Annotated in this window: 21 protein-coding genes; all 21 read right to left on the minus strand. The window is 64.9% G+C overall.

The genetic code is table 11. The features are described 5' to 3' along the window. Positions 1-3 precede the first annotated feature (3 nt). Positions 4-267, minus strand: coding sequence for a hypothetical protein (locus C8K14_RS06565; RefSeq protein ID WP_107716108.1), 264 nt, complete (start codon positions 265-267; stop codon positions 4-6). A gap of 154 nt (positions 268-421) precedes the next feature. After that, positions 422-1,747, minus strand: a complete 1,326-nt coding sequence (locus C8K14_RS06570) for a phage major capsid protein (RefSeq protein ID WP_107716268.1) — start codon at positions 1,745-1,747, stop codon at positions 422-424. A gap of 306 nt (positions 1,748-2,053) precedes the next feature. Beyond that, positions 2,054-2,761 carry an HK97 family phage prohead protease gene (locus tag C8K14_RS06575; RefSeq protein WP_107716109.1) on the minus strand — a complete coding sequence of 236 codons (708 nt, stop codon included), beginning with the start codon at positions 2,759-2,761 and terminating at the stop codon, positions 2,054-2,056. A gap of 3 nt (positions 2,762-2,764) precedes the next feature. Then, positions 2,765-4,822, minus strand: coding sequence for a phage portal protein (locus C8K14_RS06580; protein WP_199223697.1), 2,058 nt, complete (start codon positions 4,820-4,822; stop codon positions 2,765-2,767). After that, positions 4,819-6,423 (minus strand): terminase large subunit domain-containing protein, encoded by a 1,605-nt coding sequence (locus C8K14_RS06585; RefSeq protein WP_107716110.1) that lies wholly within the window; start codon positions 6,421-6,423, stop codon positions 4,819-4,821. The genes C8K14_RS06580 and C8K14_RS06585 overlap by 4 nt, the downstream gene beginning before the upstream one ends. Next, positions 6,423-6,671, minus strand: coding sequence for a hypothetical protein (locus C8K14_RS06590; RefSeq protein WP_107716111.1), 249 nt, complete (start codon positions 6,669-6,671; stop codon positions 6,423-6,425). Before C8K14_RS06590 ends, C8K14_RS06585 begins: the two co-directional genes overlap by 1 nt. After that, positions 6,671-7,264: a phage protein Gp27 family protein gene (locus C8K14_RS06595; RefSeq protein ID WP_107716112.1), complete on the minus strand. Its 594-nt coding sequence runs from the start codon at positions 7,262-7,264 to the stop codon at positions 6,671-6,673. Before C8K14_RS06595 ends, C8K14_RS06590 begins: the two co-directional genes overlap by 1 nt. Further along, the gene (locus tag C8K14_RS06600) at positions 7,261-7,554 is read right to left on the minus strand and encodes a hypothetical protein (RefSeq protein ID WP_107716113.1); all 294 of its coding nucleotides are present in this window, start codon (positions 7,552-7,554) and stop codon (positions 7,261-7,263) included. Before C8K14_RS06600 ends, C8K14_RS06595 begins: the two co-directional genes overlap by 4 nt. A 5-nt stretch (positions 7,555-7,559) precedes the next feature. Further along, a complete protein-coding gene (locus C8K14_RS06605) occupies positions 7,560-7,931 on the minus strand; it encodes a hypothetical protein (RefSeq protein ID WP_107716114.1) in 372 nt (123 codons plus the stop codon). Further along, positions 7,912-8,334, minus strand: a complete 423-nt coding sequence (locus C8K14_RS06610; RefSeq protein ID WP_108338587.1) for a hypothetical protein — start codon at positions 8,332-8,334, stop codon at positions 7,912-7,914. The genes C8K14_RS06605 and C8K14_RS06610 overlap by 20 nt, the downstream gene beginning before the upstream one ends. 14 nt (positions 8,335-8,348) lie before the next feature. Continuing rightward, complete coding sequence (locus C8K14_RS06615) at positions 8,349-8,603, minus strand: hypothetical protein (RefSeq protein WP_107716116.1); 255 nt, start codon at positions 8,601-8,603, stop codon at positions 8,349-8,351. Beyond that, positions 8,572-9,078: a hypothetical protein gene (locus C8K14_RS06620; RefSeq protein ID WP_107716117.1), complete on the minus strand. Its 507-nt coding sequence runs from the start codon at positions 9,076-9,078 to the stop codon at positions 8,572-8,574. The genes C8K14_RS06615 and C8K14_RS06620 overlap by 32 nt, the downstream gene beginning before the upstream one ends. Further along, entirely contained in the window at positions 9,075-9,737 is a 663-nt protein-coding gene (locus C8K14_RS06625) for a glycoside hydrolase family 108 protein (protein WP_107716118.1), read from the minus strand. Before C8K14_RS06625 ends, C8K14_RS06620 begins: the two co-directional genes overlap by 4 nt. Positions 9,738-9,805: 68 nt before the next feature. Then, positions 9,806-10,183 carry a helix-turn-helix domain-containing protein gene (locus C8K14_RS06630; protein WP_107716119.1) on the minus strand — a complete coding sequence of 126 codons (378 nt, stop codon included), beginning with the start codon at positions 10,181-10,183 and terminating at the stop codon, positions 9,806-9,808. Continuing rightward, positions 10,180-10,470 (minus strand): hypothetical protein, encoded by a 291-nt coding sequence (locus C8K14_RS06635; RefSeq protein ID WP_107716120.1) that lies wholly within the window; start codon positions 10,468-10,470, stop codon positions 10,180-10,182. The genes C8K14_RS06630 and C8K14_RS06635 overlap by 4 nt, the downstream gene beginning before the upstream one ends. Next, positions 10,470-10,652: a hypothetical protein gene (locus tag C8K14_RS06640; protein ID WP_107716121.1), complete on the minus strand. Its 183-nt coding sequence runs from the start codon at positions 10,650-10,652 to the stop codon at positions 10,470-10,472. The genes C8K14_RS06635 and C8K14_RS06640 overlap by 1 nt, the downstream gene beginning before the upstream one ends. Beyond that, positions 10,649-11,356 (minus strand): regulatory protein GemA, encoded by a 708-nt coding sequence (locus C8K14_RS06645; RefSeq protein ID WP_107716122.1) that lies wholly within the window; start codon positions 11,354-11,356, stop codon positions 10,649-10,651. Before C8K14_RS06645 ends, C8K14_RS06640 begins: the two co-directional genes overlap by 4 nt. Further along, entirely contained in the window at positions 11,343-11,738 is a 396-nt protein-coding gene (locus C8K14_RS06650; protein ID WP_158271876.1) for a helix-turn-helix domain-containing protein, read from the minus strand. Before C8K14_RS06650 ends, C8K14_RS06645 begins: the two co-directional genes overlap by 14 nt. After that, positions 11,735-12,097, minus strand: a complete 363-nt coding sequence (locus C8K14_RS06655) for a hypothetical protein (RefSeq protein ID WP_107716124.1) — start codon at positions 12,095-12,097, stop codon at positions 11,735-11,737. The genes C8K14_RS06650 and C8K14_RS06655 overlap by 4 nt, the downstream gene beginning before the upstream one ends. After that, complete coding sequence (locus C8K14_RS06660; RefSeq protein WP_107716125.1) at positions 12,094-12,453, minus strand: hypothetical protein; 360 nt, start codon at positions 12,451-12,453, stop codon at positions 12,094-12,096. The genes C8K14_RS06655 and C8K14_RS06660 overlap by 4 nt, the downstream gene beginning before the upstream one ends. After that, positions 12,450-13,412, minus strand: coding sequence for an AAA family ATPase (locus C8K14_RS06665; protein WP_107716126.1), 963 nt, complete (start codon positions 13,410-13,412; stop codon positions 12,450-12,452). The genes C8K14_RS06660 and C8K14_RS06665 overlap by 4 nt, the downstream gene beginning before the upstream one ends. Positions 13,413-13,468: the final 56 nt, after the last annotated feature.

The following is a 13,468-nucleotide window of genomic DNA, read 5'->3' on the forward strand; positions in this document are numbered from 1 at the left end:
TCCTCAGTCGTTGCGGACCCAGGTCACGTAGAGAAAGCCTCCCGTGGTGACCGTGGTGGTGTTGGTGACCGAGTTCGCCTTGCCCGCCGTGATGGAGAACTCGCTTTTGCGCTCGACGGCGGTGGCCGGGTTGCCGTCGGTGATGTGCAGCACCGACAGCAGCGTGTCGCTGGGCTGCAGATCGCCCGGCACGTTGAACGCGCCGACCGGCCCGCCGGGAATGATCGCGCTCTGAATGGCCTTCGAGAAACCCGAAATCGTGGGCATCGCCGTCTCCTGAAGAAATTTGCCCGCCTGTTCGGCGGCGGGCGACCGGCCCTGGGTTATCGCCGACTATTGAAGCGGCGGCCCGCCCGGCCACGGCATCGGGCTATGCGGACCGCCCCGAACGGCAGCACCCCGCAATCGCAGCCCCTCGGTATTACAGGCCGGTCGCCGAACAGAAGGCCGGCGGACGGAAGAGGGTGAGGTTCGCTCGCATGTCAGCACGCACGGTGCGCTTGCCCTCGAGGAACTGGGTGCCGACATAGCCGACCTGCACGTCGACGCCCCGGCGCTCGAACAGGCTGATCCAGGCAGGCTGGAACGAGCCGGTGTAACCCGTGCCAGCCCCGCTGGCGTCCTGCTGCACCACAGGCAGGCCCCAAAGGCGATCGACGCCAGCTTCCGAGGGCGAACCCCAGACATACACACCATCGGCGGTGCGCAGCAGGCGCACGCCCTGCCAGTCGGTGGGATGGATCACATGGTGCGTCGGGATCGCGCGGCCGGTGACGCGGATGTTCGTCATCGCCTTGAAGAAAACGTCAGGCACCGGATCGGTGCCGCGCGCCTGGGTCTGGATGCCAGCGACGTTGGCAATGCCGCGCAGATTGGGCGTGGTACCATTGCCGATCAGCACCTGCCGATCGAGCCGCTGCCGCACGCCGAAGGTGAGGCGGCTGTTGATATAGCCGCTCATCATCGTGACGTCTTCGAGCTGCTCGTCCGTCACCGGTACGCTGTCGCCGATCTTGGAGATCGAGCCCTGGCGTTCGGTGAACACGAAGGCGCTTTCCGCATAGGTGCCACCCTCGGCCAGTTCGGCCGCAGCATGCGTACGGGTGGTTTCTTCCATGTACTTGATCGCGGCCTGGTCGGTCGGGAACATGGGGATGATGTCCAGCAGCTGGATCGGCCGCGTTGCTGCCTCGACATAGTTCGGCAGGCGAAGGCTTTCCGGCGCATAGCCGCTGCTGGTGGCCAGCAGTGCCTTGCTACCCAAGGTTTCGAACGCGGCGCCCATCGCCAGCATGTCCGAAGGCAGCAGGTCCTGCAGCGACAGGCTGATGGCACCCGACGCGCCGGCCTTGGCATAGTCCTGGTAGGACTTGTTTTCGGCGAGCATTTCGCCAAGCGACTTCATTTCCTTGCGCTCACCGCGTCCATCGCCCTTGCCGCCCGGCAGGCGGAAACCGCGCTGCGGCGCATTGCGGGCCGCATGTTCGGCCGCAGCCTTCTCGGCCGCGTCCAGGCGCTGCACGTGCTCGCCCAGCTCGTTGAGCTCGGCATTCATCTGGTTGACCTTTTCGGCCACCGCGATGGACCCCTTCACGTCGGCGCCCAGCACGGTCACCTTGTTGAAGTCGTACTGCTTGCGGCCATCGCCGCCGGTCACCAGGGCCTGCTCGAAAACCTTGCCCAGCTCGTCCTGCTTGGCCGCCATCTTCTGGCGCGCCTGCTCCAAATTCAGTTCCTGTACCGACATGCCGATCTCCACTGCACCGCAGTCCACAAAAGACCGGGCCATATGGCGGCACTCGAACAGGCCTAGCGCCCCGGACGGGTGTCCGGGGCCTGAGCAATTTGTCGATGCAAGGGATGGCGCAATGGCGATACGCCGCGCAACAGGTCTAGCCGATCAGGCCCGCCGATGACAACTGCCGAGGCACAGGCCGGCTTAAAGAGCGCGAAATTGGCGTTTGAGAAGGGCTAAGAAGGCTGGCGAGGGGATTTTCCGGGGGAACGGCCGCCAAAGCGCTCACAGGCACCCTGGCGGCCTCTGTGCGGAGGTTCAACCTCGGCGGGGAAGATGCTTCTGCGATTGGGCCAACAGGAAGCCGTAGAGCGCTTCATCCACCTGGCCGGCGTCGGCCTCGATCGGCGCGGGCGCAAGCGCTTTGCCCAGCGCGGTCTGGATGTCTTCCAGCTGCTTGCGACCCGTTGCGGAAAGCACAGACGCATCGGCCGCCGTGACGGTGGCCAGTTCGCCCAGCGCCTCGATCAGGCCGGCGAAGTGGCCTTCCTTGAGCGCGGCTGCCTTGATCGACAGCGTGCCCGTGCCCACGCCCGCGCCGCGCAGCACCGGGCTGATTTCGTCGCAGTCGAGCTTCTTGAGCACACGCACCTGCATGCCGTCGCGCTGCTCGAAGGCATAGTCGAGCGTTTGGAAGCCGTAGCTCCACTCCTGCACCGGCTGCCCCGTGGCAAGGTCGAACTTCAGCGTCTCGTGCCATTCCTTCCCCGTCTGGGTCGCAAGGTTGAGCGTGAAGTCGGCCAGTGCCCAGCCATCCTGCTCGAACAGCCAAGCCTTGCCGAATGGCATCGCCTGCCGGTTGTGCGCCGGGATCATCTGCACCCATTGGCCGCCGCCGGTTTTCCAGCTGAACGCGCCGGGTGCATAGGTGTCACCATCATAGTCGACGGCGGCAAGCTGCGCGATGCGTGCGCGGCCCTTGCCGGTTTCGTCCATGCTCTCGATCGTCACTGCCTTGAATGGCATGGGTCAGTCCTCAAAGTTGGGGGCAAAGCTCAGGGTGCCGTTGGGGTGTTCTTCGTCCGCCATGGTCAGGCCCTCGGCGATCGTCACGATCGAGCCGTTGCGGGCGATATGGCTCAGCAGCGATCGGCCAGGGCCGAGCAGGCCGTCATAGACGATCAGCGATGTGACGCCGGCCGCCTTGGCACGCTCGATCGTCGAGATGTTCTGCGCATACTTCGTCTCGGTGCGTGCGATCCGGCGCGATCTGGTCAGCGGCGTGTCGCTGGGGCCGGCCTCAACCATGTCGGCAATGCGGTTCGCCAGCGCCGTGGCGCCTTCGCCTTCCGCCCGCCCTTCGGCCAGCGCCTGGAACAACGCATCCTTGGTCTGTCCTTCCAGGTCGACCAGACCGGCGCGGCGCCCGCCCGCCGCCAGGATCGATCGCGCCACCACGTCGGGCAACGAGGTGCCCAGGCCGGCGCGCTCGGCCACGTCGTTCGCGGCCTTGGCAACTTCCAGGTACTGGGCTTGGTACAGATCGCGCAGTTCGCTGTCCCAACGGGTGATGCCCAGCTGGTCGAGGATCATGGCGACAATCAGGTCGTCGGACTTGGTTTCCTTGCCAGCCATGCTCGGGTCTTTTTCGAGCAGTGGCAGCGCAGCCTTCTCAGCCTGCGCGCCAAGGCGCGAAAACCACTTCTCAAGCCGCTGCTCAAAGGCAGCTGCCAGCCCTTCGCCCTGCTGCTGCATCAGCAGCGCCCAGGCGTAGCCGCGCTGATACGCGCCATCGCCGGCCTGGGCCTTCTGCTCTTTTGGCGCGGGCAGTGCCGGCGCGGGAGCGCGCACGGCCAGCGCCTTGCCATCGCCTTCCGGCACTTCGATCACCGAGATCGAGCGCAAATAGAACCGGTGGCTGTCGTCGGCCGGAAGGCCAATGCCCATGCGATACTCGAACACCGTCACCGCGCCCGAAGCCAGCGCCTCTTTCCAGCGGGTCTGACGCTTGTCCTCGTCTTCCTGCAACGCGACGACGGCCGAGGTATCCCAGCCGACGCTTTCCCCTGCCGGCCGACGAAACTGCCCCACCAGGCTGCGCTGCAGTTCATCGGCGAACATGCGCGCCATCGGCAGCACGCCATTCGACCAGGCGAGCTTGCGCATCTCCTCCATCGTGGCGCCTACCTTGGTCGCTTGCAGGCCCGCGCCGAAGCCCACGACGGCCGCCGGGATGCCGAGGCAAGCGCAGACGCGCTCCTCGGCAACGTCCCGGCCTTCACTCATGTTCATCTGCTGCGGGTTGAAGCCGTAGGGCTGCACATCGGTGGGCGCACCCATTACCAGCGTTTTGCCGCGATTGTCGCCGCCGAACTGCTGCTGGAACCATGCCTTGGTGGCCGCCACATCATCGCCCGAGGCCATGGCGCCGCCTTTGGGGCTGATGACTACGCCGGGCGCCCCCATATTGCGCAACAGGCTGGCCACGAAGTTGCTGCTTTCCAGGTCGACGAAGATTTCCCGGATCGCACCATCGAGCGGAGCCAGGCCGAGCCGCGTGTTTCGCGGGTTCATGCCGTGCCGGAAATGCACCACATCGGCAAAGTCGATCGACATCGGGCCGAGGCCGTCGCCGCAGTTGTACTCATAGTGGCTGATGAACACCGAGCCATCCTGCGGATACTTGGGCTCCATCATCCAGGGCGGCACGAACCACAGCTCCACTGGCACGCCGTAGCTGTTGCGCACGATCAGCCAGTAGGCGTTGCCCGTGATCGCGAACGCAAAGATGGTGGCCATCCACAACGCGATATCGCCGTAATAGGCGTTCGGCCGCTGGATCAGCGCCAACATGGGATGGTCGGTCACCGGCTGGTGATTTCCATCCTTGTCGGGCATCGTCACTTCGAGAACGGCTTCGGGCAGCGCGCGCGCGATCCACATAACCGGCGCGGTTACCACCGAGGAATCGAGGCAATCGCCCACTTCCTTGCGATAGTCGTACCGGGTGCGCTTCAGCAGCCCGGCCAGGAACGGCGCGCGCGCGACATGGCGCATCGCGGTCAGGGCTTTGGTGAACCACTTCATCGTACCGGTATCCAGTCTGTCGGCGTTTCGTTGTCGTAAGAGGAGCTGAGCGCCATCATCCCGGCGCTGGTCGGCCGCAGTCGGCCTTGCGCATCGATCATCACCAGCTCGGGCACGAGCAGGCGCAGTAGTTTTTTCCCTTCCGGCCCGTGATGGTCGTTGAACTCGCCCACCGTCGCTTCACCGTGGCGAAGCATGGTGAAGGCGATTGCGTTCAGCAGCCGGTTAGCGATGTCATCCCGCTCGGGTGTGCTCGAGGACACAGGACGCCATTGCGCGCCGTCGGCCGCCGAGGCGGCGTGCACGGCCAGCGCCAGCGCCCAGAACCGGTCCGCGTGGCCATCGTCCGTGCGCTCGGCTGTAAAGCGGATATTGCCCGCCTCGGTTGTTTGCTTGGTGACCGAGCGCAGATCGGCGCGGATCACCGGATCATACGGGATGCGCAAGCCGCGATCTTCCATGCGCGAGCGCACCGGGTAGGCCAGGGCTTCCTTGACCTTTGGCGTGAACGTCACGCCCTCCACCATGTAGGTGCCGAACTCTTTCTGCGCGTCGTCGGTCCAGCCTATGCCCAGGCCGGTGGCGTCGATGCAGGTACGGCGGCAGCGCCTGATCCACGGCCACAGGATTTTCTCCTGGTCGCCCTTGGTCATCTTGGCCAGCGCCTCGACGTGGCGGGTGTAAAACGTGTCGCCCAGGCGCTCGACAACCCAAAGCACGGTGAGGTCGCGCTTCCGGCCGATATCGATGCCGGCATAGAGCTCGCCGCTCTCGATCGCCGTCCAGTCCGTGCCTTGCGGGTACTCGTTCCGCGCGATCAGGTCGTATTCCAGGAACGCCGCATCATCGTCAGCGGGCTGGCACATATACTCCTGGAGAAAGCTCTCTTCGTCCGCGCAACCGCTCTTCACGAAGTCGAAATAGGCCGCCTCATCCATGTCCTGGATTTGATCGTCGGCAGGCAACGACCGCTGCAGCTTGAACAGAAAACCATCGTCCAGCGCGGTCTGCAGCGTGACAGTGTGCAGGCTGATGTTCTTCGGGTTGCCCTTTTCCTTTACTTCGCGAACCAGCTGGTTGAAGAAATTGTGGCTGCCGCGATGGGTGGAGATCAACTCCATCGAGCCGCCCCAGGTGATACCCGGATAAGCGATGGCCCACAGCTTGCGCGGGTCGGGGTGGAGCGCAAACTCGTCCAGGATGCGCCCACCGCGTTTGCCGGCCTGGGCATCGGGGTTCGAACTCATCGAATTGATGCGCTTCCCCGTCAGGAAGTGCAGCACATAGGCGGTCTGGTTTTTGTCGGGATCGAGCGCCTGCTCGCCCAGATCGCGCGCCGCCATGTCGAGAATGCCGGCAAACAGCTTGCAGTCTTCCAGGAACAGCCGCGCCTGGATGTCATCGCGCGAAGACACCCACTGGTCGAGCCGCGCGCCCTGCTTGCCGGTTCGCGCCACGGCGGCATAGGCGGTCGACCAGGAGATGCCGATCTGGCGCCCCTTTTCCATCAGCTTGAGGCGGCTCTCATCCGCGATCCACTTGCCCTGGTAGGGCAGAAAAAGCGCGTCGGGATTAGCCGGGATGATCTTCGCCGCGCCCATTATCCCCGCCGCACCAGCTTAGACTTCAGCCATTCGAGCTTGCGCTCGACGCCCGCGATAAACTGCCGCAGGTGCGCGCCTTTCGTGTTGCCTGCCGCCGCATGCAGAACGTACGTGGAACCTGCCGGGTCGCTTTCGGCGCCAATGACAATCACCATTACGCAGCGCCCGTTGGTGGCCAGCAGCTGCGCCAGCGCTTCAGCTTCCTGATCGGCCACCTTTATCCAGGCGGTGTTTTCGCCGGACATCACACTACCCCCAGGCGGCGGTTGATTTCGGCGAGCGTCTCATCCGAGACACCAGCCTTCTTGCCGACCTCTTGAACCGCCTCGGCTGCCTTCTGCAGCCGCGCCTGTACGTCTTCTTCCAGCCGGCGCCGGGCCTCGGCCGAAGCCTTCTGCGCGTTCACCGCCGATTGCAGCGCGCGCGAAAGCTCCATGATGCCTTTGGTCGAAACGTCGCCTTCCAGCTGCTGGAACATGGCGAGCTTGAGCATTTCGGCCACGGCCACCGTCACCTGGTCGGGGCCTTCGGTCCCAAGCGACGACACGAGCTCGGCCGACATGCGCTGCACTTCGTCCAGCTTGCGGAACTGGATGGCCTTGCGCACGGCAAAGCGCGACCAAGCCGACTTCGACACGGGCGGGATGCCGCGATCGGCAAGCCGCTCGTTGAACTCGGCCAGGATCGCGGTCTGCGGCAGTTTGTTGGCGCGCAGCTGCTCGAGCGCCCAGACCACATCGGCCTCGGCTTCATCGGGCAAGAGGTCGATCGTCGACAGGCGGCCCCGGCCATCGCGGCGGGTCTGGCCGGCCTTGTCATCGGGGACGCCCGCGCTCACCGCCGCAGTTCCGACGGCAGCGTGATGCCGGCCAGTACGGCGCGTTCTTCCAAGTGCGAGCGGCCAGCCGGCGCGATACGCGCGATCGGGAGAGCGCCCGCATCGATCAGTTCGATCGCGCCAAGCATGGCCATCTTGCGCAGCTGCGTTTCGATCCAGTCGTCATCGCGCTTGATGCCGTAGATATCGAGCGTGCGGCGGATGAGCAGAGCGTTCAGTTGCCCATCGACCTGCTCGGCCAGCGTGCGCAGGATTGCGAGCCGCGCGTCAGCGGCCTGGACATCGGCCATATCCCTCACCGTCCCAATCCTTTCTCGATCAGCAGCCGCTCGATGCGCTCGACACTGCGGTTGGTTCGCTCTGCCAGCTCCCGGTGCCCGGCGATCTCGACCCGCATCGTGTTGATGCGCTCGTTGATCAGCTGCTCGATGCGCGCCACATCCTGTGTCGTTGCGGCTTCGGCCTTGAGCTCGGCGAACTCGCTTTCCAGGTGGCCGAGTCGCAATGACAGCGTGCCGACCTTGCTGGACATGGCGTTGACCTTCTTGCCCAGGCTGCCCGTGCTTTCGGGGTTGGCAGAGCCAGCCTTCCAGAAGGTCAGGCCGATGCCGGCCAGAATGAAGGCGATGATCGCCAGCTCGATCCAATCACGCGGCACCGTCGCCATCCTTTCCTTGCGCCGCGCCCACCGCGCGACCGATCGTGTCGCGCGCAAACTGCGCGACCTGGGCGCCGACCATTTCGATCAGCGAGTAACCGGCGAAGCCCAGGCCGAGCGACACCACGAAGGCAAAGAGCAGGCCGGGCCGGTCTTCGACGATCCACAGCTGCGCCGTGATCAGCATGATCAGGCTGACCAGCGCGAACATCGGCCAGGACAGCGTGCTCTCCGAACGGCGGGCCAGCGGGCGGGCACAGAGCACGCCGATCGCCCCGATCGCGCAGGTCAGCGCCGGCATCGGCACACCAGGCGCGATTTCGAAGGTGAAAGCATCGGCAAGACGCGGCGTGGGGTCGGCCGTGGCGCTGATCGCCAGGGCCGGGAGCCACAGGGCGGCGAACTTGGGCATGGAAACCTGGGCGATCACTTGCAGGCCTCCGCCGCGTCATGCACGCGCCCCTCGACCAGGCCGAGCCGCGACAGGATCGCGCCCAGCCAGGCCATGCCCAGTTCGTTGCCGGTCAGTTCCGCGCCGGCCGCCGGCTCAGGGCGCGGTGCCAGCGGCGCCGTCACCTCGGGCGGGCATACCGTGCGCACTTCCGTGCGCGTCTCGATAACCGGATCGGGCTTGCGAGCCGGCGGTGGCTTACTGGGCGAGCTGGCGCAGGCAGCCAGCATCGCAAACAATCCGGCCGCCGCTATCGCGCGGGGCAGCGGCAAGCGCGGCAAGGGCATCGGTCATCCTTTTTTGCTGACTGGTGGCCCGGCTTTCGGCGCGGGCAGTGGCGGCGCTGGCATCCGCCTGGGCATGTTCCAGCAGCTGGTTGAGCGTGTCGCGCTCGACGGTCAGGGCATCCTGCCGCGCAACCAGGTTTTTCACGCCAGGGCCGCAGCTGTTGAGCATGGCAAACCGGCCATCGGCGTTGGGCAGCAGCGACGCATCGCAGAATGCTGCCTGCCGCGCGGCGCCGATCTGAAGCTTCACAGCCGGCAGGCAATCATCGAGCGGCTTTTCCTTGGCTGCCGCGACGGCACAGCGCTCAGCTGCATCAGCCAGCGCCTTTTGGTGAAAGCGGTCCTGGATCAGCCACGCACTTGCCGCGAGGCCGGCGGCTGTGGCGACGCTCGCCACGATTTTCGGCCAGCCGATCATTTGCCCAGCGCGTCCGCGCGGGCGAGCCAGCCATTGAGGAACCGCTTTTGCGCCGGATAGCGGGCCGCAATATTCCGGTACCGCTCGCGCGCCGCGTCGCGGTAGGCGCTCATCAGGCCGGTTATGCCAACGCTGTTGGACATCGCCACCTCGCGCAGCGCAGCCATCGTAGCGGTTCCGATAGCGCCATCGACTTTGAGCAGGGTCTTTTTCGCGGCTGAGACGGGAATGAGCAGCAGGCAGGTGTTGAGCGCGCGCTGCAGCAGTTTGCGGGCAGCCTTCAGACCACCATTCACGCCCTGGTCGAACATGGCTTCGCCCAGCGGGATCGGCAGGCTATCGCAGTTGAGTGGCAGCCAGAAATGGCGGCTGTAGAGGAAAACCGCATCGCCGCGCGTCAGCTTGCGCACGTCGGCGCCATCGATATCGCCATCCATATCGAGGTCAAAATCGGCGATACCGTCGCCGTCGCTGTCGAAAGCCCCGGCCGCTGCCAAAAAGCGCAGAGAGATGCCGTATTTGGTGGCGCCACCGCGATCGGTGGGATCGTCGACAAACCCGCCTTCGATCAGCAGCAGCTTCTTGGCCGCCGCCGCGTAGCGCGTCGAATATCCCTGTACCAGGATATCGTCAGGTGATGGTTGGGGTGTGCCGCTCATGCGGCGGTTCTGGCCGCGTGGGCCATATGACGCGCCCCGGACGACTGTCCGGGGCGGCTTGGATCATATCAGAAAAGGGAAAGTTGATCCGTGTTCAGCATGGCACGGCGCCGCCGGATCGAGCGGATGCTGTAGCGGGTTGCCAGACAGATGTCACGCTCCGAGGCACCCGCCTTGATCATCGCATCAACCCGAGCCCGTGCCTGGGCTGCGTTGCTGGCCGGGCCGAGGGGCAGTTCCAGACGCAATCCCTTGATGCCCATCGTCAGTTCATCGGCCAAGCGCCGCGCGCGCTCTACGCCGATCAGTTTGCAAAGCCAGTGGTCGCTCGGCGGCACCGGAGGAATATAGACTTGGGTACCGCCGCGCGCCGTTGCGATCGCAAGGGCGGCCTCTTCGCCGACCACCGATGCGATTTGCTGCAGGACGCCCGGCAACTCGGTCATGATTTGTCTGCCCTCTTCGTCAGGGCGCGTGCTCGGGTATGACGGCTGTCCTCTTCGATTACCGTCGTGACAACGTCCTCACGAACGACAAAGACCATACCCTCGGCCAGGATGATGAACTCGCGCCCGCCCATAGCTGCGCCGGCCTGGAATGCGCGATCGAGGGCAGTCGTCAGCATCGTGCGAATCTGTTCGACATCCACGATGTGCGCGTGTTGGAGCCAGCGAAACAGCGCGTGGTCTGACACGCGCAGTTCACGGCGAACGGCTTTCTTTGTGCCAGCCATCAGAGGAACCACACGATGGCAAACACCACCCCAGCCCAGAAGCACAGCAGCGCCAGTGCCACGAGGCGAATGGCACGGATGCGACGAAGGTGCTCGCGCCGATCGGCGCCACCTATCGCCGGCCGGCGCTCCCAATAGAGCGAAGGGCCGAACAAGCGGCTCTGGTCGAACCGCCCGATCATGCTGCTGCTCCCGAACCGGCCGGGCCTCCGAATTCGCGCAGCTTGGCACCCAGGGCAGCGGCGAGGCGGTCGTAATCCTGCGCGGTCCATGGCGCCGCACGCCCGTTTTCGATGCCGCACAGCTTCCAGGCCGCGTCGTGTAGCGCCCAGGCCTCAGGCGCCACGCCGCGCTCTTTCAGCTTGACCAGGATCGCGCTGCACAGCGCGGCCTGCAGGGCAAGCGGTTCCAGGCGCTTGCCAGTGCAGCGATCATGCTGCAGCCAGCCCGCGCGTTCGCCCATGCTCTTGAGCGCCTCGATCAGCCTATTCCCGTCGGACTGGCGCGCCCAGGCGAGGCGCTCGCAGCCCAGCTGCCTCTTCGCGAAGGCTTCCAGCGCCGCGTCGGCCGAATTGTGGACCACGCCCAACTGATAGAGCGAAATCCACAGCGCGCGGGCTTTGCGGGCCATGGGATGTGTCGCGCCGCCCTTGCCGGGCCTGGGCTGGAACCCCTTGCTCTTGAGCCAGTCGAGGATGCGGTGCAACTGCGGCTCGGTGCACTTGCTCAAGCGCATCTGGCCAGAAGCGTCAAAAATGGCCTGGCGATAGGAATCCTCGTCCATATCCAGCTGCTGACGCGCAATGTTGACCTTTGCGATCATCAGCCGCCGATCGCGGGACGATGCGTCGAATTGCGCCTTGGGCGCGAACTTAGTTGCGGACATTGACGTCCTCCTCGGTCAGGAAAAAGCGCGCCAGGAATGATCGACAGGCAGCGCGAAATTCACGGTCGCTCAAGCGGAGCTCGATGGCCTTGCAGTGCAGATGGATGACGGTGCTGTGGTCGAGACCGCCAAGCACTTCTCCGATGCGCTGGTACGTCATCGGCCGCGACGGAATCGCGCGCAGCAGCCAGACCACCAGCGCACGGGCACGCACAAGGGGCTGGTGCCTATCGCGTGACAGCACCGCGCCCGGTTCCACGCCCAACGCTTCGGCGGCGAGCACGACTGCGGGCGCATGAGCCGTCACCAGGCGCGGACGGAAGCGGAATTCCGGCGAGGCGTTGCCCGTCATGACGGGCATGGAAAAATCGCGGGCCATCATGCCAACCTCCATCCCAGCAGTGTCAGCACGACGGCCAGCACCGAGACGATGAGCAGGGAGCCGCGCAGCAAGCGGTCCATCGGCGAGGCGGGAGCTTCGTGCTCGACCACGATGGCGGCCGTCGGCGCCGTCTCACGAATGACACGCGCCGTCATCATCTCGACTGCTGTCACGATGGAATCGGGGTAGCGCAGGGCCGTCTCCCAATCGATCATCAGAGAGGCACGCGCGCCCGCGAGTGGCGTGGTGACGCGACCGACGACCTCGACGCCCGCCCCGCTCACCTGCACCGATACCTGACGCTGCGGCAGCGTCGCGGCATCGGCCATGCTGGCTGCGCGGATCAGTTGCGTGATCATATCCCGGCCTCCTCGAGCAAGAGGCAGGCGCGTTCCGACAATTCCGGTTGCAGCGCGCCAAGATACACGGCCATCTTGGTCTGATAGCCGCCCACCGGATCGAAGAGTTCAAGCAGCGGTGTGTCGACAACCGCCGCGAGACAAGAGGCGAGGCGTTGCTCCAAGGTCTCGTCGTTTTCCTGCGTTTCATGCTGTGCCAGCAGCGCAAAAGCAGCCATCTCGTTGAACAGGTCATAGAGCCCTGCGAGCGCCGCGCCTTGCTTGGTCCCATAGCCGTAATCGCCTGGCGCACCGAAGGCAGTCTTAACCGCCAGGATGGCCGCGCGCGTCCGTTGGCGAAGGTTTTCCGGGCTCATGCCGCACCTCCGCGCATAGAAAGCTGCGCCCAGGCTGCCTGCAGATCGTCCAATGCCAACGGTCGGCGCTCGCCGCGCGCGATCATGGTTGCCAGTTCCATGGCAAAGGTAGCACCGCGCAGGCCACCGGGGATCGTGGCGATACGGACGATGAAATTGACCAGCGGCTCTTCGTGGACACCCCACGCCTCTGCGAGCGCCAAGGCATCGGCCTTGAGTGGCACCGGGCGGATTATCCGCATGGACAGGCGGCTATAGAGCTGGGCGAAAGCATCGTCGCGCCCACCGCCTTCAATTTGCTTGAGCGCCTTGATATTGCCGAAAATCGCGATGCCAAGGCGTGCCCTGTCATTCCATGTGCGAATTTCCTCGAACGACTTTTCAGTCAGATGTTGCGCTTCGTCGATGATCAGGAGCGGCATGTGCATGTTCTGCACCAGCTCGCAAATCCGATAGGTCAACGCCTGCGGCGTGCCCTTCGGATTGCGCTCGCCCATCGCGCGCAACACCTCGATCTGCATGTTGTTCACGCCAGCCGAAGACGGCGCCATCGTGGCGTGGAAGACGTTGGGATAGCAGACGGCATAATGCTTGCCGGTCTCGGTCTTCGAGCAACCGGCACCCGTCGCCGCCACGGCCATGCGACCACGCTTGGCCCAGTGCAGCAGGTGGGTCAGTTCCTTGGTGGTCTGGGTATCATAAAATGGCGGCAATTCGGGTAGTTCGATCGCCATGCTGGCTTGCTGCGCCAGCTGCTGGCGGTACCGGAAAACTGCCTCGGCCAGCTTCTTTTCGTCGCCGGCATAGCCTTTGACGCTGCCGAACTGGGTCAGCGTGCCCTGCGGGATGCCGACGCGCTTGCTCACTTCAGACCAGCTGAAGTTGGTGGCCTGCCGGTGATCGATCAGCCAGGAGCGCATCTCCTCGATGTCGATGGGCTGTGCGCTGGGGTCGTTCATGCTATCAAACTCCTGTCTCTTTTTTGGGGACAGGCGGCGCGGGGTTTGTTTCCTAG

The organism is Novosphingobium sp. GV079, from assembly GCF_003058045.1.
Classification (GTDB): Bacteria; Pseudomonadota; Alphaproteobacteria; order Sphingomonadales; family Sphingomonadaceae; genus Novosphingobium; species Novosphingobium capsulatum.

What these genes read in the sequence shown, in the direction of transcription:
- C8K14_RS06580 (WP_199223697.1), bottom strand. Translation starts at nt 4,822, where the DNA reads ATGAAGTGGTTCACCAAAGCCCTGACCGCGATGCGCCATGTCGCGCGC.
- C8K14_RS06590 (WP_107716111.1), bottom strand. Translation starts at nt 6,671, where the DNA reads ATGTCCGGCGAAAACACCGCCTGGATAAAGGTGGCCGATCAGGAAGCT.
- C8K14_RS06605 (WP_107716114.1), bottom strand. Translation starts at nt 7,931, where the DNA reads ATGGCGACGGTGCCGCGTGATTGGATCGAGCTGGCGATCATCGCCTTC.
- C8K14_RS06565 (WP_107716108.1), bottom strand. Translation starts at nt 267, where the DNA reads ATGCCCACGATTTCGGGTTTCTCGAAGGCCATTCAGAGCGCGATCATT.
- C8K14_RS06600 (WP_107716113.1), bottom strand. Translation starts at nt 7,554, where the DNA reads ATGGCCGATGTCCAGGCCGCTGACGCGCGGCTCGCAATCCTGCGCACG.
- C8K14_RS06575 (WP_107716109.1), bottom strand. Translation starts at nt 2,761, where the DNA reads ATGCCATTCAAGGCAGTGACGATCGAGAGCATGGACGAAACCGGCAAG.
- C8K14_RS06615 (WP_107716116.1), bottom strand. Translation starts at nt 8,603, where the DNA reads ATGCTGGCTGCCTGCGCCAGCTCGCCCAGTAAGCCACCGCCGGCTCGC.
- C8K14_RS06625 (WP_107716118.1), bottom strand. Translation starts at nt 9,737, where the DNA reads ATGAGCGGCACACCCCAACCATCACCTGACGATATCCTGGTACAGGGA.
- C8K14_RS06640 (WP_107716121.1), bottom strand. Translation starts at nt 10,652, where the DNA reads ATGATCGGGCGGTTCGACCAGAGCCGCTTGTTCGGCCCTTCGCTCTAT.
- C8K14_RS06665 (WP_107716126.1), bottom strand. Translation starts at nt 13,412, where the DNA reads ATGAACGACCCCAGCGCACAGCCCATCGACATCGAGGAGATGCGCTCC.
- C8K14_RS06650 (WP_158271876.1), bottom strand. Translation starts at nt 11,738, where the DNA reads ATGATGGCCCGCGATTTTTCCATGCCCGTCATGACGGGCAACGCCTCG.
- C8K14_RS06570 (WP_107716268.1), bottom strand. Translation starts at nt 1,747, where the DNA reads ATGTCGGTACAGGAACTGAATTTGGAGCAGGCGCGCCAGAAGATGGCG.
- C8K14_RS06620 (WP_107716117.1), bottom strand. Translation starts at nt 9,078, where the DNA reads ATGATCGGCTGGCCGAAAATCGTGGCGAGCGTCGCCACAGCCGCCGGC.
- C8K14_RS06585 (WP_107716110.1), bottom strand. Translation starts at nt 6,423, where the DNA reads ATGGGCGCGGCGAAGATCATCCCGGCTAATCCCGACGCGCTTTTTCTG.
- C8K14_RS06630 (WP_107716119.1), bottom strand. Translation starts at nt 10,183, where the DNA reads ATGACCGAGTTGCCGGGCGTCCTGCAGCAAATCGCATCGGTGGTCGGC.
- C8K14_RS06635 (WP_107716120.1), bottom strand. Translation starts at nt 10,470, where the DNA reads ATGGCTGGCACAAAGAAAGCCGTTCGCCGTGAACTGCGCGTGTCAGAC.
- C8K14_RS06645 (WP_107716122.1), bottom strand. Translation starts at nt 11,356, where the DNA reads ATGTCCGCAACTAAGTTCGCGCCCAAGGCGCAATTCGACGCATCGTCC.
- C8K14_RS06660 (WP_107716125.1), bottom strand. Translation starts at nt 12,453, where the DNA reads ATGAGCCCGGAAAACCTTCGCCAACGGACGCGCGCGGCCATCCTGGCG.
- C8K14_RS06655 (WP_107716124.1), bottom strand. Translation starts at nt 12,097, where the DNA reads ATGATCACGCAACTGATCCGCGCAGCCAGCATGGCCGATGCCGCGACG.
- C8K14_RS06610 (WP_108338587.1), bottom strand. Translation starts at nt 8,334, where the DNA reads ATGCCCAAGTTCGCCGCCCTGTGGCTCCCGGCCCTGGCGATCAGCGCC.